We start from the raw sequence: 21,006 nt of genomic DNA, 5'->3' as shown, positions 1-21,006 counted from the left end.
AAACTCAGGCCTTCGACTGCCTGCGCTTCTTTTCACTTCCACCGGACGCAGTCGAGGAACGGGCTTTGGGCGTCTCGGATTGCTTTTCGCCTTCGGACAACTCCTGTTCGGCACGCTTCCAATGTTCGTCGTGCTTCCCATCGGGGCGGCCTTCGGACTCCCAGATCCCATGCGCGCGTTCTTCAACTTTCTTGGATCGATCTTCCTGCATCCTTTGGACCTCCTGAAATACATCGTGACTTGTCACGGGAAAACGACGCTCAGGTCGCTCGGTTCCGTCATTTCGGAACATCCCGGACAGGCACGGACGCCACCACGCCGGGAATGCCGCGCTAGCCAGGCAGGGTGTTCCGGCGGAGATAGGTAAGCCCCGGGACAGGCCTCAGGGTATTATCTCGACACCCTCGACACAGAAGCGCGCGATCAGCCGTAGCTTAAGACCACCATAGCGCTTGTGGTCATCCTCCGGATAGGTACGATGACCGGACGTGCGATACAGACAGGCGCGCCCCCGGGCGACGAGAAGGTCTGATTGCGCTCCAATGGGAGGAGATACCATGACCAACAAGACATACGACCGTCGCTCGTTTCTGAAAAAGAGCGCACTTGCCGGAACCGCCGCGACCGGAGCCATGCTGGCCGCCCCGGCGGTGCTGGCGCAATCGCCGCTGGTCGTCAAAATGCAGACGTCCTGGCCGGCATCCGACATCTGGGACGAATTCGCCAAGGATTACGCGATGCGCGTGGACGAAATGTCCGCCGGTCGCCTCAAGGTGGACGTGCTTCCGGCCGGTGCGGTCGTGGGCGCGTTCCAGGTGCTCGATGCCGTCAACGACGGCGTTCTCGATGCCGCGCATTCGGTGCCGGTCTACTGGTATGGAAAGAACAAGGCCGCGTCGCTCTTCGGCACCGGTCCCGTATTCGGCGGCTCGGCCACCACGATGCTCAGCTGGTTCTACGAAGGCGGCGGACAGGAGCTTTATCGCGAGCTGACCCAGGACATCATGGGTCTCGACGTGGTCGGCTACCTAGGCTTCCCGATGTTCGCGCAGCCGTTCGGCTGGTTCAAGGGAGAGGTGAACACCGTCGCCGACCTGCAGGGCTTCAAGTACCGTACCGTCGGACTTGCGGCCGATCTGATGGCCAAGCTCGGCATGTCCGTCGCCCAGCTTCCGGGCGGCGAGATCGTTCCGGCGATGGAACGGGGCGTCATCGACGCCTTCGAGTTCAACAACCCGACCTCGGACCGCCGCTTCGGCGCCCAGGACGTGGCGAAGAACTACTATCTCTCCTCCTACCACCAGGCGTCCGAAAGCTTCGAGTTCCTGTTCTCGCGCACCTTCCTCGAAGATCTGGAGCCCGACCTTCAGGCGATCCTGAAATACAGCGTCGAGGCCGCTTCGACCGCGAACACCGCGAAAGCCATGAAGCAGTATTCGACCGACCTGGCCGAACTACAGGCAGGCGGCGTGAACGTGCGCAGGACGTCGAAGGAGATCCTCGACGCCCAGCTCGCCGCATGGGACGAACTGATCACCGAGCTTGAGCAGGACGAATTCATGAAGCGCACGCTCGACAGCCAGCGCGAGTGGGTGGAGCGTGTTGCCTACTACGAGCTGATGAACGCTCCCGACTACGCCCTCGCCTTCGAGCACTACTTCCCGGGCAAGCTCGCCCTCTGATAAGAGGGGTTGGGGAAACTGCCCCGGCGCGACAACGCGCCGGGGTCAGTGATGCGGGCAGGAGGTGCACTTGATCGGATTCATTCGCTTTGCCGACAGCTTGTCGGCGTGGTTCGGCAAGGCCTTCGCCTGGCTGATCGTCCTTATGGCGGTCGGCACCGGATATGAAGTCTTCGTCCGATATGTGCTGAACGACCCCACCGCCTGGGCGCTGGATGTATCCTTCATCATGTACGGAACGCTGTTCATGATGGGCGGCGCCTACACGCTGTCGCGCGGCGGTCACGTGCGAGGCGACTTCCTCTATCGCCTGTGGCAGCCGAGGACGCAGGCAAAGCTCGACCTCGTCCTTTATTTCCTCTTCTTCTTCCCTGGGGTGCTCGCCCTGATCTTCTCCGGCTGGAAATATGCGGCGCGGTCCTGGCAATACGGCGAGGTCAGCATCAACAGTCCGGCCGGCGTGCCGATCTACCAATTCAAGACCGTGATCGTCGCGGCGGGAATCCTGCTGTTCATTCAGGGGATCGCTCAAGTCTGCCGATGCCTGATCGCGATCCGCACGAACGTCTGGATCGAGGCCGAGGAAGACGTCTTCGAAACCGAAGATCTGCTTATCAGGAAGGCCAACGAGGCCGAAAAGGGCTCGCATCCATGACCGACCCGCAAATCGCCCTGGTAATGCTGGGGCTGTTCATCGTCTTCGTCTTCCTGGGGTTCCCTATCGCCTTCACCCTGATGGCGATGGGGATAGGTTTCGGCTACTTCGCCTACTACGACGAAGGCAGAATGTGGCGGACCTTCGACCGCCTGGACGAGACGGCCAGCTATTGGGACTCCTGGACCACCTGGCTGGAGGGGTTCGCGAACAACAGAATTTTCGACCTCTTCGTCAACCAGACCTATACGGTCATGTCGAACGAGGTGCTGACGGCGGTGCCGCTGTTCCTCTTCATGGGCTACATCGTCGAGAGGTCGAACATCGTCGACCGGCTGTTCTCGACCCTGAACGTCGCCTCGAAGAACGTCCCGGGCTCGATGGGGGTCGCTGCGCTGATCACCTGCGCCCTGTTCGCGACCGCCACGGGCATCGTGGGCGCGGTCGTCACGCTGATGGGACTTCTGGCGCTGCCGCAGATGCTGAAGGCGCGCTATGATCCTTCGTTCGCCAGCGGGATCATCTGCGCCGGCGGAACCCTGGGCATCCTGATCCCGCCGTCGATCATGCTGATCGTCTATGCGGCGGCGTCGGGCGTCTCGATCGTTCGGCTCTATGCGGCAGCGCTGCTTCCGGGCCTTACCCTCGTCGGCCTTTACCTGATCTACGTGATCGGACGGTCGATCCTTCAGCCTTCGGTGGCACCACGCCCGACCGACGAAGAAGTCCCGGACGTCCCTGCCCGCCAGCTCATCGTCATGATCCTGACGTCGTTCCTTCCTCTCGCGTTCCTCATCCTAGCGGTGCTGGGCTCGATCCTGTTCGGACTGGCGACACCGACCGAGGCCGCCTCCATCGGGGCCCTTGGCGGCATATTCCTGGCCTTCATCTACCGGGCGATGACGTGGCAGCGCATGCGCGAGAGCGTCTACCTCACGGTGCGCACAACGGCGATGGTGTGCTGGCTGTTCGTGGGATCCTACACCTTCTCGGCAGTCTTCTCATACCTCGGCGGCGAGCAGGTAATCTCGGAGTTCGTGCAGTCGCTGAACCTTTCGCCGCTGATGTTCCTGATCCTCGCGCAGATCATCATCTTCCTTCTCGGATGGCCGCTGGAGTGGTCGGAGATCATCATCATCTTCGTCCCCATCTTCCTGCCGCTTCTCGCGATCTTCGAGGTCGATCCGCTGTTCTTCGGCATCCTCGTCGCGCTGAACCTGCAGACCAGTTTCCTGACTCCACCGATGGCGATGTCGGCCTACTACCTCAAGGGCATCGCTCCGCCCGAGGTTCGGCTCACGCAGATCTTCAAGGGTGTCATGCCCTTCCTGGTCTGCGTCTTCATCTCGATGATCCTGATGTATGTCTTCCCGCAGATCGTCTTCTATCTGCCGGAACTCTTCTATGGCCGGTAAGGCCGCGAAGTCCGAAAGCCTGCTGTCGCTCGGCGCCGTCGTCCTGCGGGACCGGCTGGCGTCCGGCGCGCTGGACGCGATCACGCTCGTCGAGGCCTGCATCGCAAGGATCGAGGCGCGGGAACCCGAGATCGGCGCCTGGGCCTGGTTCGACCCCGAACTGGCCCGCCATCAGGCCAAAACGATGGACGCTCTCCGTCGGACCGGCCGGCCGCTCGGGGCGCTGCACGGACTGCCGGTCGGCCTGAAGGACATCATCGACACCGCGAGAATTCCGACCGAGAACGGAGCTGCGCTCGACGCCGGTCGCGTGCCGCGCAAGGACGCGCATATCGTCGAGCGGCTGAAGTCGGCAGGCGCGATCATCCTGGGCAAGACGGTCACGACCGAACTGGCCTTCACCCACCCGGCACGGACCCGCAATCCGCACAATCCGGCCCATACGCCCGGAGGATCCTCCGCGGGCTCGGCGGCGGCGGTCGGCGACGGCATGGTCCCGCTGGCCGTCGGCACGCAGACCGGGGGCTCCTGCATCCGTCCCGCCTCGTATTGCGGCGTCACCGGGTTCATGCCCACCTTCGGGTCGATCTCGCGGCGCGGTGTGCTGATGCAGTCGCACACGCTGGACACCGTGGGCGTATTCGCTGCCGACCCTCTCGGCGCGGCCATGCTCGCCGATGTCCTCTTCGGATACGATTCCGCCGACCCCGCCAGTGCGCCTGCCGCCTTTCCGGCGCTGGAGCGCACGGCCATGACCGAGCCGGTCATGCCGCCTGTGTTCGCCATCGTCCGGCCTCCGGGCTGGGAAGGCGCGCACGAGGACATGAAGGACGGCCTCGCCGCTCTGGAGGAGGATTTGGGCGAACAGGCGTTCAGCGTCGAACTTCCCGAGGTCTTCGACGACGCAGCAGAGATCAGGCTGCGGGTCAACCAGGCCGAGATGTCCCGCTATTATCACCGCTACGAACGCGAGGGCGCCGACCTTCTGGGGGACGAGACGCGGGACGCGATCCGCAAGGGAGCCGTCATCCCCGTGCGCGACTACCTTGCCGCGCTCGACTGGCCGGACATCCTGTACGCCGCCATCGAGGCTATTCTCGAGCGCTGCGACGCGATACTCTGTCCGGCGGCGACCGGCCCGGCGCCCGAGGGTCTCGAAAGCACGGGCGATGCGATCTTCAACGGCCTCTGGACGCTTTGCGGCACGCCCGCAGTGACGATACCCATCATGACCGCAAGCAACGGGCTGCCCATGGGGGTCCAGCTTGTCGGGGGCCGAGGCAACGATGCGCGGCTGTTACGCACGGCAAGATGGCTCTATGATCGGATGGATGGCTGAAGGGATGGACCGCAGATGAACAAGCTACTCGCATTTATCGCCTTCGCGACCTTCGCGGCGTTCGTCCTGATCCTGGCGGTCGAAGTCCCGAGCCCCGACCTTGTTGCGATCATCGTCCTGACGCTGGTCCTGGTCGCCTATGACTTCGTGACCGCGAACCGTGGGAAACGGGACTAGACGTCAGAACTGGTATCGCGTTTCGACCTGATCTCGGTCTTGCGCAAGGGTCCCTTCTTGCGCCCCTCAGGCATTCCGTCCTCGCCATCAGGTGCTTTGGGGTTGGCCTCCAGACGCGCCCCCGACAGTTGCCGAAAGGAAAAATCGCATGGTAGACGATACGGCTCTCGTGGACGCGGACGTCCTTCGCGGCCGCATGGCCGAGCGGCTGGAACAGGCCGGACTCGAGGCCGGGATGGCGCAGGATACGGCGACGATCCTCGCCGAAGCAGACCTGTTGGGTCACCGCACACACGGGATCGCGCTTCTGAAGATGTACCTCGACTGCATTCGGGACGGCACGATGGCGTCGTCCGGCGCACCCGATGTCCTGTCGAAGCGCGGCGCCGCGCAGCTCTGGGACGGCAAGCGCCTTCCTGGTGCCTGGCTGACGCTTAAGGCCATAGCAGAGGCCGAGACGATGGCGCGCACCCATGGCACCGGCACCATCGTGATCCGGCGAAGCTTTCACATCGCCTGCCTTGCCGCCTACCTCGAACCCGTGGCGAGGCGGGGGATGATCCTTCAACTGCAGACCTCGGCGCCGCAATCGGCGACCGTGGCGCCCGCGGGCGGTACATCGGCGGTCCTTTCGCCCAGCCCGATCGCCATCGGCTATCCGACGGACGACCAGCCGATCCTCATCGACATCTCGACCTCGGTCACGTCGAACAGCCTCGTGCGCCAACTGGCGCGCGAGGGGCGGTCGCTTCCGCACCCTTGGGTGATCCGCGAGGACGGGAAGGCGACGACCGATCCGCAGGAGAGCGAGGTGATCCTCCCGCTCGGCGGTCTCGACGCCGGTCACAAGGGCTATGCCATGGGACTGATGGTCGAAGCCCTGACCTCGGGCCTCGCCGGCAAGGGCCGGGCCGACGAGACGTCTTTCCTCGGCGCAAACGTCTTCGTTCAGGTCATCGACCCCGAGGCCTTCGGCGGCCTCGACGCGCTTGGCGGGGTGATGGGACACGTCTCGGACCTCTGCCGCACCGCCCGGCCGATCGACCCGGCGAACCCGGTGCGCCTGCCGGGCGAGGCGGCGTTGGCCCGAAAGGCGCGCCAGCTGAAGGACGGCGTCACGGTCGATGCAGCACTATGGGCGATGCATTCGGGCTGATGCCTGCCTCAGGCGCGGATGATGCGCCGAACGAAAGCACCTCTCCGAGAGCTTCGAGATGGAGAAAGCGCCACGCCTGACCGAGACGCACCGCTGATCGACGGACCCGGCCTCAGCGCGACTGCGCGGGAAGGTCGTGCACAGGCGTCAGAAGCGGCTTGCCGGCGAAGTGTGCTGCCAGGTTGTCGACGACGAGTTGCGCCATGGCGTCACGCGTCTCCTCGGTGCCGCTGGCGTGATGCGGATAGAGCGTCACGTTCGGAAGGGAGGACAGTGCCGGATCGACATGGGGTTCGTTCCAGAAGACGTCCAGCGCCGCCGAACCCAGTTTGCCACTGGTAAGCGCTTCAATGAGGGCAGGTTCGTCGACGACGCTTCCCCGCGCCACGTTGACCAGCGTCCCCTCTGGTCCAAGCGCCTCCAGCACCGGGCCGTCGATCATGTTGTCCGTCTCGGCGCCGCCCGGCACCACCACGGCAAGGATATCGGACCATTCCGCCAGATCGCGGACCTGTGGGAAGTACCGATAGGTTCCCGGCTTCCGGCTTCGCGAGGTATAGCCGATCTCAAGACCCAGCGGTTCGAAACGCGCCGCGATGGCCCGCCCGATGTTACCGAGGCCGACGATCCCCGCCTTCTTGCCGCGCATGGTGGACAGAAGCGGATACATGCCCTTCCGTCCCCAGTCCCCCCGTTCGACGTAAGCGTGCGCGCGCACGAGGTGTCGGCGAGCGGCAATCGTCAGCATCAGCGCAGTGTCGGCCACATCGTCCAGCAGGGCTGCCGAGGTGTTGGTGAAGGCGATCCCGCGCTCCCTCAGGGCATCCACGTCGATGGGTTCGAACCCGGCCGAGGAACAGGCGACGATCTCGACCTTCGGCAGGTGCTGCAAGTCGTTTTTGGTCAGTGGAGCATGGCCATTGGTGGCGATGCCCACGCAGCGAGGTCCGAATTCGGCAAGGAACGCGTCACGGTCTGCGGCTTCGTCGTAGCGATGCAGGGTGTAGGCTGCTTCGAGCTGCGTCATGGCGATCGGCCGCAGCCAGTGCATCACGAGAATGTCGCGCTTGGGCACCGTCACGCCTCCCTCCGAAGCTCGCGCACGGCACGCCGCTCGGCCTGAACCTCGGGATCCGGGTGCAGGCTGGCGGCGATGAGGCTCCGCGTATAGTCGGCCTGCGGCGCTTCGAAGATCTGCCTGACCGGCCCCTGTTCGACGATGCGCCCGGCCTGCATAACGACGACCCGGTGCGCGAAGTCGCGCACAAGGGGCAGGTCGTGTGCGATGAACAGATAGCTGAGGTGCAGCCGCTCCTGAAGCCCGCGCAACAAGCGGATAACCTGCGCCTGGATCGACACGTCCAGCGCCGAAACCGCCTCGTCGCAGATGATCAGCTTCGGCTCCAACGCCAGCGCCCGTGCGATGGCGATACGCTGCCGCTGGCCGCCCGAGAACTGGTGCGGGTAACGCCGCATATGGCTGGCGTCGAGCCCGACCTGTTCCAGAAGCTCGCGCACCCTGCCCTGCCAGCGATCCTTCGGCAGGATATCTCGATGGATCGCGAAGGCCTCGGACACGATCTGATAGACCGACATGCGCGGATTGAGCGACTGCGTGGGGTCCTGGAACACCATCTGGATGTCCCGGCGAAGCTCGAACAGCTCCTTCGGCGGCATCGTCACCAGGTCTCGGCTGTCGTAGAAGGCCGCGCCCGACGTGGGCTCGATCAGGCGCAGAAGCGCCTTCGCCAGCGTCGACTTGCCCGAGCCGGACTCTCCCACGATGGCGACCGTCTCGCCCGGAAGGACGGTGAACGTCGCCTCGTCGAGCGCGAGGAAATCCCCGAAGCGCTTCGAGATGCCCTGCACGTCGAGAAGGGGCCTGATGCCGGTTCCCAGAGACGCCGCCATGCCGCCCGTCCCCGGAACGGCCGAGATCAGTTTCTTCGTATAGGGGTGGTGCGGGTTGCGGTAGACCTCGGCGGCGCTGCCGGTCTCGACGATCTCGCCCGAGTTCATCACGACGACGCGGTCGGCCACCTCGGCCACGACGCCAAGGTCGTGGGTGATGAGAAGGAGACCCATTCCGGTCTCTTTCTGAAGCTCCTCCAGCAGCGCCAGGATCTGCGCCTGCACCGTCACGTCGAGCGCGGTCGTGGGTTCGTCGGCAATCAGGATGTCGGGCTTCAGCGCAAGCGCCATCGCGATCATCAGCCGCTGCCGCTGACCGCCCGAGAACTGGTGCGGATAGGCGTCGATCTTGGTCCCGAAGTCGGGGATACCGACCCTCTCCATCAGCTCGAGCGTCCGCGCCCGCGCATCGGCCTTCGACACGCCGTGTGTCGTCATCGTCTCCATGATCTGGAAGCCGACGGTATAGACCGGGTTCAGGTGGCTGAGCGGGTCCTGGAAGATCATCGCGATCCGCTTGCCGTTGAGCTGACGCCGCTGCTCGTCGGACATTTTCAGGACGTCCCGGCCCTCGAACAGGACCTCGCCCGAGTCGATATCGCCCGGCGGGCAATCGATCAGGTTCATGATGGCACTGGCCGACACCGACTTGCCCGATCCGCTTTCGCCGAGGATCGCCAGCGTCTCGCCTCGGTCGAGGTGCCACGAGACATTCCGCACGGCATGGACCGCGCCCTGCGCGGTATGGAAGTCGACCGAAAGGCCGCGAACCTCGAGCAGGTGGCCGGCCATCATTTCTTCCTCGGCGTCGTTTCGAGCCGCCACCGCTGCACCGGGTCCAGCGCCGTGCGCATCCAGTTCGACAGCAGGTTCAGCGACAGCGTCGTCAGGATGATCGCCATGCCCGGCCAGAACGACAGCCACCAGGCCGTGGTGAGATAAGGCCGGCCCTGCGCCACCATCATGCCCCAGGTGATCTCGGGCGGCTGGATGCCAATGCCGAGAAAGGACAACGACGATTCCGCGAGCATGACGAAAGCGAAGTCGAGCGTGGCGATGGTAACGAGAGTCGGGAAGACGATTGGCAGGATGTGGCGGAACACGATGCGCCCCGTCGAGGCTCCCATGACCTGTGCGGCCTGGACGAACATGCGCTCGCGCACCTCCAGCACCTCGGCGCGCGAGGTCCGGAGGTAGACGGGGATGCGGGTGATCGCGAGCACGATGATCAGGTTCGTGACCGAGGGCGCGAGCATGTAGAGAACGATGACGGCCAGAAGCAGCGACGGGAACGACATGATGACGTCCGCCAGGCGCATGATGACTTGGCTGACCCGCGTCGAGGTATAGCCCGCGATCAGCCCGAGCGTCGTGCCGATCAGCAGCGAACAGACCACCGCGCCGGCCGCGACCATGATCGTGTTCTGCGCCGCGACGATGATGCGCGCCAGAAGCGGCCGGCCAAGGGCGTCGCCGCCCAGCCAGAAGATCCAGTCCTTCGAGAAGTCGAACGGCGCCGCGTTCCGGCCGCGCAGATTCTGCTTGGTCGCGATGTCCTCGAAGAGGGCCGGACCGAAGATCGCGCAGAACACGATGAAGACAAGGAAGACGGACGCGGCCAATGCCACCTTGTCGCGCCAGAGCATCCGCAGGACCTGCATTACGGGATGCGGCGGTGCGGGGATCGCGACGGTGTCGGAGAGGGACATGGGCCTAGTACCGGATGCGCGGGTCGAGCACCGCGTAGAAAATGTCGATCAGGATGTTCATCAGGAAGATCGCGACCGCCGTCACGAAGATCGCCGCGAGGACGACGGTGAAGTCGCGCTGAAGGATCGAGTCGATCATCAGCTTGCCGACACCCGGGAAGCCGAAGATCGTCTCGACGATCACCGCGCCGTTCAGAAGCCCTGCCGCTTGGTCGCCGATCACCGTGATGACGGGCAGCATCGCGTTCCGCAGGGCGTGGACGAAGATGATGGGGCGGTTCCGCACCCCCTTGGCGCGGGCCGTCTTGACGTAGGCCGAGCTCAACGTCGAGATCATCGACCCCCGCACCACCTGAAGGATCAGGCCGAACGGCCGGATGAACAGGACCGAGACGGGCAGGATCCAGTGCCACACGGTCCCCGTCCCCGAGGTCGGCACCCACCCGAGCGACACCGAGAAGACGACGATGGCGACGATGGCGATCCAGAAATCGGGTGCGCTGGCGCCGATCAACGAGAAGAACGTGGCAATGCGGTCGAAGATGCCTCCGACGCGGAAGGCGGCGAGCGATCCCACGACGATCGCGGCGACGGTGACCAGCGTCATGGTGATGAGCGCCAGCCACAGCGTCCACTGGAAGGCGCGCAGGACGGCGTCGAGCGCGGGCTCGCCGCGCCGGACCGACATGCCGAAGTCGAAACGGATGAGGTCGCCGGCGTAACGGAAGAACTGGACGATCAGCGGATCGTTGAGGCCGTTTATCTCGCGAAAGCGCTCGCGGCTTTCCAGCGAGGCATCGACCGGCAGGTAGAGGTTGGTCGGATCACCCGTCAATCGCGACAGGAAGAAAACGAGGATCACGAGGCCGATAAGGGAGATGGCACTGGCGACGGCACGTTTTCCAAGGAAGGATAGCATGGCTGCCCCCGGTTCCGGCGTTCCGGGGGCGGCAGGACGCCGCCCCCGGTGCTGGCGTCACTTGAACTTGATCTGCGACAGTTGCAGCTCGGAGTTCGTGCGGATCGTCGGCTCGAAGTCGAGCTTGTCGCTGACCCGGGTGAAGCCCACCATGTGCCAGAGGAAGACGTCCGCCACGACATCGTTGAAGATGTAAGCGAATGTGTCCTTCCAGAGCGCCTCGCGTTCGTCACCCGTGGCCGCCGTCGCGGCGGCGATCATCTCGTCGAGCTTCGGATCGGAGATACCCGACTGCACGCCGTCCGAGGCGTACTTGAAGAACATCGAGAAGACCGGGTCGCCGTTGGCGTTGTCGTGCTGTGCGTTGACCATGATCGGCCCTTTGCCCTCGACGAAGGGCTTCGAGTAGTACTCGTTCCACTCCGCCGTCTCGACCATGTTCAGCGTGACGTTGAAGCCCGCGTCCTGCCACATGGCGACCAGCGCCTCCATCGTCTCGGTGACGTTGGCATAGTTCTCCAGCCGTCCGATCACGAGGATCTCGGTGTCGACCGGAACGCCGTCCGCCTTGGCCTCCTCGAGCAGCGCCTTGGCCTTTTCGAGGTCATAGGGATAGGGCTGGAGGTCGGTGTTGTAGCCGATGGTCGACGGCGGGACCATGCCGGTGGCCAGAAGCGTGCCGTTGGCGAGGATGGTGCCGACGAAGGCTTCCTTGTCCACGGCGTAGTTCAGCGCCTGCCGCACCCGCACGTCGTCGAGCGGCGGGGTCGCCGTTTCGAGACGCATGTAGACGGTCTCCGAGTTCGGGTAGCTGTAGTCGGTCGCCTCATTGGTGGCGTCCTGCACCGCGATGTTCGGTGCGATATCGGCTTCGCCGGCCTCGACCATCGCCGCGCGGACAGCACTTTCCGAGCGGAAAAGGTAGGTCGCGTTCTTGATGGTCGGAGCTTCGCCCCAATAGTCGTCGCGGACGGAAAGCTTGATGTTCTCGCCGCGATTGTATTCGTCGAAGGTATAGGGCCCGGTGCCGATCGGCTGATCGACGAAGGCGTCGGGATTGGCTTCCGACGGCAGCACCGTCAGGGTCGACATCAGCAGCGGCAGGATCGGCTGCGCCGGGTCCGACGTGATCTCGATGGTGGTATCGTCGATCACGTTCGTCGTCAGCGTCATGCCGCCATAGTACTTGGCGCCGATTTCGCAGACGAACTTGTCGGACTTGTTCCGCTCGAGCGAGAACACGACGTCTCCCGCGTCGAAGGCGGTGCCGTCCGAGAAGGTCACGCCCTCACGCAGGTTGAAGCGCCATGTGCCGTTGCCCATGTCCTCCCAGCTTTCCGCCAGGCGAGGTTCGAGCCCGGTGCCGGGCACCAGCTCGGTCAGCGTCTCGGAGACGTTCTGCAGGATGACGCGTCCGATGTTCGACTTGGATGCCATGCAGGGCTCGACGTTTTCGAGCTCCTCCGAAAGCACGATGGTGACGGAGTCCTGCGCATGGGCCGCAAAACCTGCGGTCGTGGCCATCAGGATCGCGGCAACACGAGTAAATCTTTGGGTCATCTGGTTCCTCCCTTGTCCAAAGTGTCGGCTGCTTGTCCTCCCGCCGCCGTCACCGTCCGGTGCCATTTCTGGTTCCGATCGGCCTCGACTGTACGGGCGGCGCTCTTGATTGTCATTCCAATCTTGGATTGAAATGATACAAGACTTGTATCGCTGATCGACCGGAGGCACGCATGGCGACCGGCCATTTCGAATTCTTCCAGCTTCGGTGTTTCGTCGCCGTCGCCGAGGAGCTGAACTTCAGCCGCGCGGCCGAGCGTATGAACATGACACAGCCGCCACTGTCGCGGCAGATCAAGCTTCTCGAGCACGCGCTCGGCCTTCAGCTTTTCGAGCGGACGAACCGCCAGGTCAGCCTGACGCAGGCAGGCGCGACGTTTCTCGTCAACGCCACGGACATCCTGCAACGGGCGGAATACGCCGCGCTGTCGGCGAAGCAGGCCGAGCGGGGCGAGGTGGGCGCCATCGCCATGGGTTTCGTGCCGTCGGCCGCGCTCGAATTCGTCCCCCGCATCGTCAGCGCGCTGCACAAGGCGCTGCCCGGGGTGACGTTCAACCCGACCGAGATGATGAGCTACGAGATCGTCGAGGCCCTGAACAGCGGCCAGATCGATCTGGGCCTCACCCGCTCGTCCGGCCGCCAGACCGACCTCGAAAGCGTCCGCGTCATCAGCGAAACCTTCGTCCTGGCGACGCCCTCGGGCCATCCCCTTGCGAAAAAGGACCGCCCGAGCCTCGCGGACCTCGACGGCCTCGACTTCGTCGCCTACTCGACCGAGCGCGGCGGCTTCGTGCGCGAGATGCAGAACGCTCTCTTCGCCGGCGCGGACGTGTCGCCGCGCGTGGCGCTCGACGTCAGCCAGACGCATTCCGTCGTCGCTCTGGTCAATCGCGGCATCGGCGTAGCCTTCGTGCCGAGTTCGACGCAGGCGATGCGGATGGCGAATGTCGTCTATCGCCCCGTCGATTTGCCGGACTGGTTCCGCTCCGAGCTTTACCTCATCGCCGGGCACAGGCGCCGCGCCGCGCTTCATACTCGGGTGCGGGACATCATCCTCGATGCGCTCGGCGCCTACGCGCCTCATGTGCCGGACTAGGCTCATATTTCTCGGTCCCGCCTGTTGCGCGCGCTGCGCGCCATCAGAAGGGTCGCCGCGAAGATCACGCTGCCGCCGATCCACGTCGTCACCGGCACGGTCTGCCCGAACAGCGCGAAGGCAAGGCCAGCGACGATCGGAAGACGCAGGAAGTCGATTGGGACGAGAAGCGACGCCTCGGCCAGCGAGAAGGCCCGCGTGACCAGCGCCATGTTGATGGCGCCCAGGACGCCCTGAATCGACAGAAGCATCCATTCGACCGCCGTCGGCGTTGCCCAGACGAAGGCTGCGGGCACGATGGCGATGGGGACCGTCACCAGAAGGTTCCATGCGACCAGCGTTTCGGTCCTGTCGCGTCCCGACATGGGCTTCAGGATCAGTTGAATGACCGCCGTCAGGAGCGCGCCCACCAGCGCGAAGGCGAGCCCGGTCGAGATGCCGCCGCCCTGCAGGGGCCGGATGACGAGAACCACGCCCACAAACCCGACGAGCACCGCGAACACGCGCAATGCGCGCGGCTTCTCGGACAGGAAGAACCAGGCGCCGATGGTCACGAATATCGGGGCGGTAAAGGCGATGGCGGTCACATCGGCAAGGGGCGCCGAGGCGAAAGCGATGAAGAAGGCGATCAGGGACAAAAGCTTCAGGGCGGCACGGAAGACATGCAGGAAGCGGAAGTTCGACGTAAGGATGTCCGGATGCGCCAGGATATATGGCAGGAACACAAGGCAGCCGAACAGCGCGCGGGTGAAGGCGATGATGAACGGATGCACTCCGGGAGAAAGCTGGCGTACGATCACCGCGTCGATCGCGCTCAGCACGGCGACGCACAGCATGAGAGCGACGCCGATCAGCGCGGCGCGCTCGGTTCCATCGGACGACACCCCTGTTGCCATGCAGGCTCCCATCTGTGCCGAGAGGCACTTGGCCCGACTGTCCGTCCGTGGCGCAGATTTGTCAAATTTAATGCGGACGAAAGCGGCACTAAAAACTGTCATCGAAATTATAAATTTTGTTTCAGATAGTTAACGCTTGGATAGCCTTTACACTTCGTCCAAAGTTCCCATATCAAGTTGACAACTTGATGTTGTGCGCCCAGATTTTGAGCGCCAGTCAAGCTGCCGGGGAGCCTCGAATCGATGTCCGTCCTTTCGCCCGAGATGATCGCAGACCGGATGAACGGCAGGCTCGTCGCGACGGCCGAGGGGCGTGAGGAGGCCTTGCTTCCCTCGCCCTGCATACAGAATCATGCGGCCTTCCTGTCGCACGGCAAGGACGCGCTTCACTGTCTCTGGTTCGGCGGGTCGCTTGAGGGCAAGTCCGACATCTCGATCTGGCGTTCGACGCTGCGCGACGGGCTGTGGAGCCCGGCGGAGCAGATCTCGGACGATCCCGCGCGATCCGAACAGAACCCGGTGCAGTTCGACGCACCCGACGGTCGGCGGCTGATCCTTCACACCGCGCAGGAAGGCGGCAACCAGGACGCCTGTCTCGTGCGGATGCGCGAGGCCGGAGCGGCGCCCGTCGACCTCGATCTGCCCAAGGGCACCTTCATCCGGGGCCCCATCCGCGTGCGCGGCGATGGCGCCTGGCTTCTGCCCCTTTTCCGCTGTGTGCCCCGTCCCGGCGAGCGCTGGACCGGAAGTCATGACACGGCCGCAGTCGCGATCTCGACCGACGCCGGCACCACGTGGCGCGAGGTCGAGGTGCCCGACTCCATCGGCTCGGTCCACATGACTCTCGTTCCGCTTGGTGGCGACCGCTTCGCGGCCTTCTATCGTCGAAGGCAGGCCGATTTCGTTCACCGTAGCGAAAGCGACGACGGTGGCGAAACCTGGAGCGCGCCCAAGCCGACCGACGTGCCCAACAACAATTCCTCGCTCTCGGCCATCGCGCTGTCCGACGGACGCGTCGCCATGGCCTGCAACCCGGCAAATGCCGAAATGCACCCCGACGCCCGGCGCGCCTCGCTCTACGACGAACTCGGCGAAGGCGACGACCGGCCGAACGCGTCGGGCGGCTGCAAGCCGATCTGGGGTGTGCCTCGCGCCCCCATGACGCTCTGCTTTTCCACGGATGGCGGCCGGACCTTCCCCAAGCGCATCCTCGTCGAGGACGGCTCGGGAACCTGCCTCACCAACAACTCGGTCGACGGGCAGAACCACGAGATGTCCTATCCGTCTCTGGTCGAAGGACCGGAAGGCACACTCGACCTCGCCTACACGTACTTCCGCCGCGCCATAAAACACGTCCGCATGACGCGGGCCTGGCTGGACGCGCAATGATCGGCATCACCCTCGGCGACCCCGCAGGCGTCGGTCCCGAGATCACGCTGAAGGCCGTCGCGGCCATGAGCGAGGGCGAGCGCGCGCAAACGCGCATTTTCGGCTGCCGTAAGACGCTCGAGGCTGCCGAGGCTGTGGTCCGCACCGGCCTGCGCCCCGGCATCGATGTGGCCCTCACCGACCTGCCCGTCGCGAGCGCGCCCCTGCCCTTCGGCAAGGAAGACGCGCGCGCGGGCGACGCCGCCTTCCGCTTCGTCGAGGCCGCCGTCCGCGCCGCCGAGGCCGGAGAAATCGGCTGCATCGTGACCGCGCCCCTCAACAAGGCCGCGCTTAACGCCGCCGGTCACCATTACGACGGGCATACCGGGATGCTGGCCGCTCTGACGGGCCAGAAGAAGGCCTGGATGATCCTCGCCTCGGACCGCCTGAAGGTCATCCACAACTCGACCCACGTCAGCCTGCGCGACGCCATTGACCGCGCCACGACCGAGTCCGTCCTCCAGACGATCCGGGTCGGGCACGAGCACCTCAGACGCCTCGGCCTCGAGGCTCCGCGGATCGCGGTCGCGGGGATCAATCCACACTGCGGTGAAGGCGGCCTGTTCGGAACCGAAGATGCCGACCAACTCGCCCCCGCCGTCGAACGCGCGCGGGCCGAGGGCATCGACGCCCACGGCCCCATCGCCGGCGACACCGTCTTTCACCGCGCCTACACGGGGCAGTTCGACCTCGTCGTCGCGCAGTACCACGACCAGGGGCATATCCCGATCAAGCTCGTCGCCTTCGATACGGCGGTGAACGTCTCGCTCGGCCTGCCGATCGACCGCACCTCGGTCGACCACGGCACCGCCTTCGACATCGCGGGCAAGGGCATCGCGGATCACGGAAACATGGAGAAGGCCATCGCCTATGCCCGGCGACTGGCCACGGGGAGAAAGACGTGAAGCACGCGATCCACGGCGTCCACTCGGCTGCCGCCACACCTGTCACCGGGGACGGCACGCCGGACCTGAAGCTTTTCGGCGACCATTGCCGCCGCCTCCTCGAAGACGGCTGCCACGGCATCGCGATGCTGGGGACCACCGGCGAGGCGAACAGCTTCGGCGTCAGGCAGCGCATCGACCTCGTCGAGGCCGCCATCGCGGGCGGCACACCGGCGAACGCGCTTCTGCCCGGCACGTCGACACCGGCGGTCGCCGACACCGTCGAGCTGACCCGTCACGCTGTGCAGTCAGGAGCTAAAGGCGTCGTGATGTTGCCGCCCTACTACTACAAGGGCGTCAGCGACGAAGGGCTGTTCCGCTTTTACGCCCGCGTTATCGAAGCCGTCGCCGACGACCGGCTCAGGATCGTGCTCTATCACATCCCGCAGGTCAGCCAGATCCCGCTGTCGCACGCTCTGATCGGCCGCTTGCTGGAGGCATTCCCCGGCATCGTCACCGGCATCAAGGACAGCTCCGGCGACATGAACAACATGCGCGCCATGTGCGAGACATTCCCGGCGCTCGGTGTCCTCGCGGGCGCAGACCCTCTGATGCTGCCGCTCCTCAGGTTGGGAGGCGCGGGCTGCATCACTGCGACATCGAACGTCCGCGCCGATGCGCTTCGCATCGTCTGGGACGGCTGGAACGATCCCGCCAAGACCGAACAGGTCGAGGCCGCGCAGGCCCGGATCGACGAGTGGCGGACGCTCTCGAACAAGTACGTCCAGCTTCCGACGATCAAGACGATGCTCGCGAAGCGTCGTGGAGACATGGCGTGGCTGAACCTCATGCCGCCGCTGGTCGAACTGCCTGAAGCCGAGCGGAACGATATCTGGGCCCAGATGGACCGCCTCGGCGGCTGAGGATCCGACATGAACAGCCCCCGTCCGATCACCCTGCACCTGCCGAAGCGGATCGAGATCGGCTCGGGCGCGGCCGCTCGCCTTGGCACATGGGCGGCAGGCATGTCACGCATCCTCGTGATCGCGCAGCCGGTGACGCGTGCCATGGTCGGCCGCCTGGGTCTGTCGGGCACGGTCACCGTCTTCGACGGCGTGCAGCCCGAACCGAAGGACACCGACCTTGAAGCGGCGCTCGAGGTGGCGCGTCAGGTGCGGCCAGACCTGGTGGTGGGCCTCGGCGGCGGATCGGTGATGGACGTGGCGAAGCTCGTCTCGGTCCTGTGGAACAGCGATCAGACGCTGGACGACGTCGCGGGACCCGACAAGGTGGCGAGCAAATGCGCCGCACTTGCGCAGGTCGCGACCACCGCGGGAACGGGATCGGAAGGCGGCATTCGCGCTCTGGTGACTTCGACGCGGACAGGGATGAAGGTCGCCGTGGAAAGCCCTCATATGGCGGCTGATATCGCGATCCTGGATCCGGATCTGACGATGAGCGTGCCCTCCGCAGTGACGGCAGCCACGGGTGTCGACGCCCTGGCGCACGCGGTCGAGGCCTTCACGAATGTTCGCGCCCATCCCCTCATCGACGACTATGCGAGGATGGGCATTCGGCTTGCAGGTAGGTTCCTGCGGCGCGCGGTCGAGGATGGCTCGGACGCCGAGGCGCGCGAGGGGATGCTGCTCTCCTCGTTCTATGGCGGCTTGTGCCTCGGACCCGTCAACACGGCCGCCGGGCACGCCCTCGCCTATCCCCTCGGCACCCGTGCGGGCATCCCCCACGGTTTGAGCGTGGCGCTTCTCTTCCCGGACGTTCTGGCCTTCAATGCCCCGGCGCGACCGGAAAAGACCGCCGAGGTGCTGGACGCTCTCGGGCTTCCGGCCTCGGTCGATCCGGAGACGGTTCGCGCGTCTGTCCGGGCGTTCTGCCAAGCCCTTGGCATCGACATGTCGATGGCGGCACACGGCGTGCGAGAGGATCAGCTTGGCGACTGGGCCATCGAGGCGCATGGCATCCGTCGCCTGATGGACAACAACCCGCGCGACATGAGCGTCGCGGACGTCGAGGCGATCTACCGCGCCACCCTCTGATCAGAAGACATAGGCGTAGACCAGCACCCAGGCCGAGAGCAGGACGAGGCAGGTGAGAGTGAAGAGGCCGTTCCACCTCAGCCCCACGCTCCAGGCGGACACGCCGGCATGGTGCGCCAGAAGAAGCTGCGTCGCGGTGAAGGGCGAACTCGCGCCGCTGATCGCCCATCCTGCGGTCAGGGCGACCACCACCGCCGTCGGGCTGACGCCAAGCGTCTCGGCGGAGGGGATGAACGGACCGATGAGGGTGACGGCAAGGATGGGGTTCATGGCGAGCTGACCCAGAACCGGAATGATCCACACGAAGCCGACCAGAAGGACCCATGTCGGCAGGAGCGAGAGATCGAGTCCGAGGTCGTTCAGGACCGGCGCCAGCACGGCCGCACCGACGGTCCCGATGTAGCCCGCCATCATGATGAGTGTCATCTCGCCCGAGAACGCCGGAAGCTCCTCGAAGAAATAGGTCTTGTAGCGGCGACCGACCGACTGCAACGGGCGGTCGTGCCGGTGCTGGAGAAGCATCCAGCCGGTCGCCATCGCAGGCACGATGACCGTCACAAGCCCCACGATGCGCACGCTTGTCAGCTCGTGAAGCGTCCCCACGCTGACGACGAGGATCGCCAGGAGGAGAGCCAGCGGCGCCATCGTCGCCCAGCTTCCCTCCGGCGGCGCGCTTCTCGTCGGGCGGGACGACGAGACCTTCGGTTTGAAGATCGTGTCGAGCGCCCATCCCGTCCCCGCCGCGATGAGGCCGGTGACCATCGAGGGCAACAGGATACCTGCCCAGGACGTGCCGGGCACCGTCGCCGTCGAGATCGCGACGGCGAAGGACAGCGGAGACCACGGCAGGGTCGAGATCAGTCCACGCTCGATCGCCAGAAGCATCCGCCGCATCCGGATCGCGCGGATCTCGGGGTTCTGCTCCTCGGCCGCGCTGCTCACAGCCATGGCACCGAGAAGCTGAAGCGAGCCATAGTTGAGAAGGAGCGTGAACGCCTGTCCCCCCGCCGTCAGGGCAAGATATCTTCGCCCCGGCGGCTGACCTGCAAGAAAGCGTCCCGCGCGCCGGATCGCCGGAGAGGTCTGCGCGGCCGACTTGAGGATCGTCAGCGCCGTGAAGAAGGCCGCGATGAAGGCGGTGGTGTCGAGGGCGGCAAGGACCGTCGTCCTCCAGGCCGGGTTCGTGGCGGCAAGGAAGACAGTCAGAAGAGCGGCGAAGATGATGAAGGCTTTCCGCGACGCACGGACCTGCGGCAGGTAGACCGCGATCAGAGCAAGCGTCACCGCCGGCTTCGCGTCGAGCGCCCAGGTGGCAAGACCCCATTCGTCGCAGATCACGAGGCCCGTAACCACGAAGAGAAGAATGCCGATGGTTCTGCCGCCCCAGCTTCGCGTCATCCTCGCGGACGACCTACGAACAGGCGGTCGCGCGAGCCGATAAGGTGCTGGCGCATCAGCCTCCGCGCAGCGTCGGGCTGGTGGTCACGGATCGCGTCGTGGATCGCCGCGTGTTCTTCGAAGACCTGCGCCAGCCCGTCGGGCGACGCTTTCAGTGACTGGCCGTGGAACTGCATGCCGACGCCGATGTGGTCGGCCAACGCTTCAAGAGCGGTCACGAAGTACCTGTTGTCGCTCGCCCTTGCGATGGCGCCGTGAAAGGCGAAATCGGCATCCTCGCGGTGCCGCTGCCGCGCAGTGGCGTCCCGCATCAAGTCCAGCGCCTCGGCGATATCGGCGAGGGCCGAGGCGCTTCGGCGCTCGGCGGCGGCGGCGGCGGCTTCGGGTTCGAGCGTAATACGGAACTCGTAGCAGCGCGACAGGTCGGCGATGCTTTCGAGCGTCCCGAACCCCAGAGGTTCGCGGAGGCCGATCTGACGGATGAATGTCCCCGCCCCTTGCCGCGAGTAGACAAAGCCCTGCTCGCGCAGACGCTGAAGCGCCTCCCGGATGACGGGCCGCGAAACCTGAAACTCGGCCGCGAGCGCATGTTCCGTCGGCAGCCTTTCGTCGGGACCGTAGGAGCCGGACTTGATCGACCGCATCAGACGGTCGAACACTATGTCGGCCAGGCTCTTGCGGTTGGCGGGCGGGACGCGCAGGTCCACGGGCTTGCGGTCGGACATG

The 21,006-nt window shown here is 65.1% G+C and carries 20 protein-coding genes; 11 read left to right on the top strand and 9 right to left on the bottom strand.

Annotated elements, in window-relative coordinates; translation table 11 throughout:
* Positions 1–4: 4 nt before the first annotated feature.
* Complete coding sequence (locus C8D95_RS14515; RefSeq protein ID WP_211312650.1) at positions 5–247, bottom strand: DUF2934 domain-containing protein; 243 nt, start codon at positions 245–247, stop codon at positions 5–7.
* A gap of 310 nt (positions 248–557) precedes the next feature.
* Here C8D95_RS14515 and C8D95_RS14510 point away from each other — a divergent pair, with 310 nt between their 5' ends.
* From C8D95_RS14510 to C8D95_RS14490, 6 genes are all read left to right on the top strand, one after another.
* The gene (locus tag C8D95_RS14510; protein WP_109759897.1) at positions 558–1,682 is read left to right on the top strand and encodes a TRAP transporter substrate-binding protein; all 1,125 of its coding nucleotides are present in this window, start codon (positions 558–560) and stop codon (positions 1,680–1,682) included.
* 70 nt (positions 1,683–1,752) lie between these two features.
* Positions 1,753–2,337, top strand: a complete 585-nt coding sequence (locus tag C8D95_RS14505; RefSeq protein ID WP_109759896.1) for a TRAP transporter small permease subunit — start codon at positions 1,753–1,755, stop codon at positions 2,335–2,337.
* Complete coding sequence (locus tag C8D95_RS14500; RefSeq protein WP_109759895.1) at positions 2,334–3,752, top strand: TRAP transporter large permease; 1,419 nt, start codon at positions 2,334–2,336, stop codon at positions 3,750–3,752. Before C8D95_RS14505 ends, C8D95_RS14500 begins: the two co-directional genes overlap by 4 nt.
* The gene (locus C8D95_RS14495; protein WP_109759894.1) at positions 3,742–5,091 is read left to right on the top strand and encodes an amidase; all 1,350 of its coding nucleotides are present in this window, start codon (positions 3,742–3,744) and stop codon (positions 5,089–5,091) included. The genes C8D95_RS14500 and C8D95_RS14495 overlap by 11 nt, the downstream gene beginning before the upstream one ends.
* 15 nt (positions 5,092–5,106) lie before the next feature.
* Entirely contained in the window at positions 5,107–5,268 is a 162-nt protein-coding gene (locus C8D95_RS22085) for a hypothetical protein (protein WP_164721733.1), read from the top strand.
* A 148-nt stretch (positions 5,269–5,416) separates the two neighbouring features.
* On the top strand, positions 5,417–6,424 hold the full coding sequence (locus tag C8D95_RS14490; RefSeq protein WP_109759893.1) for an Ldh family oxidoreductase: 1,008 nt from the start codon (positions 5,417–5,419) through the stop codon (positions 6,422–6,424).
* Between the two features lie 112 nt (positions 6,425–6,536).
* Here C8D95_RS14490 and C8D95_RS14485 read toward each other — a convergent pair whose 3' ends face one another.
* Genes C8D95_RS14485 through C8D95_RS14465 form a run of 5 tightly spaced genes read right to left on the bottom strand, consistent with a single transcriptional unit; the run spans position 6,537 to position 12,523 of the window.
* Positions 6,537–7,505 (bottom strand): 2-hydroxyacid dehydrogenase, encoded by a 969-nt coding sequence (locus C8D95_RS14485; RefSeq protein ID WP_241239696.1) that lies wholly within the window; start codon positions 7,503–7,505, stop codon positions 6,537–6,539.
* Positions 7,502–9,127 carry an ABC transporter ATP-binding protein gene (locus tag C8D95_RS14480; RefSeq protein WP_109759892.1) on the bottom strand — a complete coding sequence of 542 codons (1,626 nt, stop codon included), beginning with the start codon at positions 9,125–9,127 and terminating at the stop codon, positions 7,502–7,504. The genes C8D95_RS14485 and C8D95_RS14480 overlap by 4 nt, the downstream gene beginning before the upstream one ends.
* Positions 9,127–10,044, bottom strand: coding sequence for an ABC transporter permease (locus C8D95_RS14475; RefSeq protein WP_109759891.1), 918 nt, complete (start codon positions 10,042–10,044; stop codon positions 9,127–9,129). Before C8D95_RS14475 ends, C8D95_RS14480 begins: the two co-directional genes overlap by 1 nt.
* A 4-nt stretch (positions 10,045–10,048) precedes the next feature.
* Positions 10,049–10,963, bottom strand: coding sequence for an ABC transporter permease (locus C8D95_RS14470; RefSeq protein WP_109759890.1), 915 nt, complete (start codon positions 10,961–10,963; stop codon positions 10,049–10,051).
* A gap of 57 nt (positions 10,964–11,020) precedes the next feature.
* Positions 11,021–12,523: an ABC transporter substrate-binding protein gene (locus tag C8D95_RS14465; RefSeq protein ID WP_206508343.1), complete on the bottom strand. Its 1,503-nt coding sequence runs from the start codon at positions 12,521–12,523 to the stop codon at positions 11,021–11,023.
* Positions 12,524–12,696: 173 nt separating this feature from the next.
* On the opposite strand from C8D95_RS14465, the gene C8D95_RS14460 reads away from it, so the two are divergent.
* Positions 12,697–13,620: a LysR family transcriptional regulator gene (locus C8D95_RS14460; RefSeq protein WP_109759889.1), complete on the top strand. Its 924-nt coding sequence runs from the start codon at positions 12,697–12,699 to the stop codon at positions 13,618–13,620.
* 2 nt (positions 13,621–13,622) lie between these two features.
* Here the strand turns inward: C8D95_RS14460 and C8D95_RS14455 are convergent, their stop codons facing one another.
* Positions 13,623–14,516 carry a DMT family transporter gene (locus C8D95_RS14455; protein WP_109759948.1) on the bottom strand — a complete coding sequence of 298 codons (894 nt, stop codon included), beginning with the start codon at positions 14,514–14,516 and terminating at the stop codon, positions 13,623–13,625.
* A gap of 243 nt (positions 14,517–14,759) precedes the next feature.
* Between C8D95_RS14455 and C8D95_RS14450 the strand changes: the two genes are divergently transcribed.
* Genes C8D95_RS14450 through C8D95_RS14435 form a run of 4 tightly spaced genes read left to right on the top strand, consistent with a single transcriptional unit; the run spans position 14,760 to position 18,882 of the window.
* Entirely contained in the window at positions 14,760–15,905 is a 1,146-nt protein-coding gene (locus C8D95_RS14450; RefSeq protein ID WP_109759888.1) for a sialidase family protein, read from the top strand.
* Entirely contained in the window at positions 15,902–16,849 is a 948-nt protein-coding gene (gene pdxA, locus C8D95_RS14445; protein ID WP_109759887.1) for a 4-hydroxythreonine-4-phosphate dehydrogenase PdxA, read from the top strand. Before C8D95_RS14450 ends, pdxA begins: the two co-directional genes overlap by 4 nt.
* Positions 16,846–17,751 carry a dihydrodipicolinate synthase family protein gene (locus C8D95_RS14440; protein ID WP_109759886.1) on the top strand — a complete coding sequence of 302 codons (906 nt, stop codon included), beginning with the start codon at positions 16,846–16,848 and terminating at the stop codon, positions 17,749–17,751. The genes pdxA and C8D95_RS14440 overlap by 4 nt, the downstream gene beginning before the upstream one ends.
* A gap of 9 nt (positions 17,752–17,760) precedes the next feature.
* Positions 17,761–18,882, top strand: coding sequence for an iron-containing alcohol dehydrogenase (locus tag C8D95_RS14435; RefSeq protein WP_109759885.1), 1,122 nt, complete (start codon positions 17,761–17,763; stop codon positions 18,880–18,882).
* Here C8D95_RS14435 and C8D95_RS14430 read toward each other — a convergent pair whose 3' ends face one another.
* Together C8D95_RS14430 and C8D95_RS14425 are read right to left on the bottom strand one after the other, a co-directional pair.
* A complete protein-coding gene (locus C8D95_RS14430) occupies positions 18,883–20,280 on the bottom strand; it encodes a hypothetical protein (protein ID WP_109759884.1) in 1,398 nt (465 codons plus the stop codon). It abuts the gene before it with no gap.
* Positions 20,277–21,005, bottom strand: a complete 729-nt coding sequence (locus tag C8D95_RS14425) for a FadR/GntR family transcriptional regulator (RefSeq protein ID WP_109759883.1) — start codon at positions 21,003–21,005, stop codon at positions 20,277–20,279. Before C8D95_RS14425 ends, C8D95_RS14430 begins: the two co-directional genes overlap by 4 nt.
* Position 21,006: the final 1 nt, after the last annotated feature.

The organism is Silicimonas algicola (assembly GCF_003148765.1).
Taxonomy (GTDB): Bacteria; Pseudomonadota; Alphaproteobacteria; order Rhodobacterales; family Rhodobacteraceae; genus Silicimonas; species Silicimonas algicola.
Note: the sequence above shows the minus strand (reverse complement) of the source record. Positions and strands in the feature narration are given on the sequence as shown.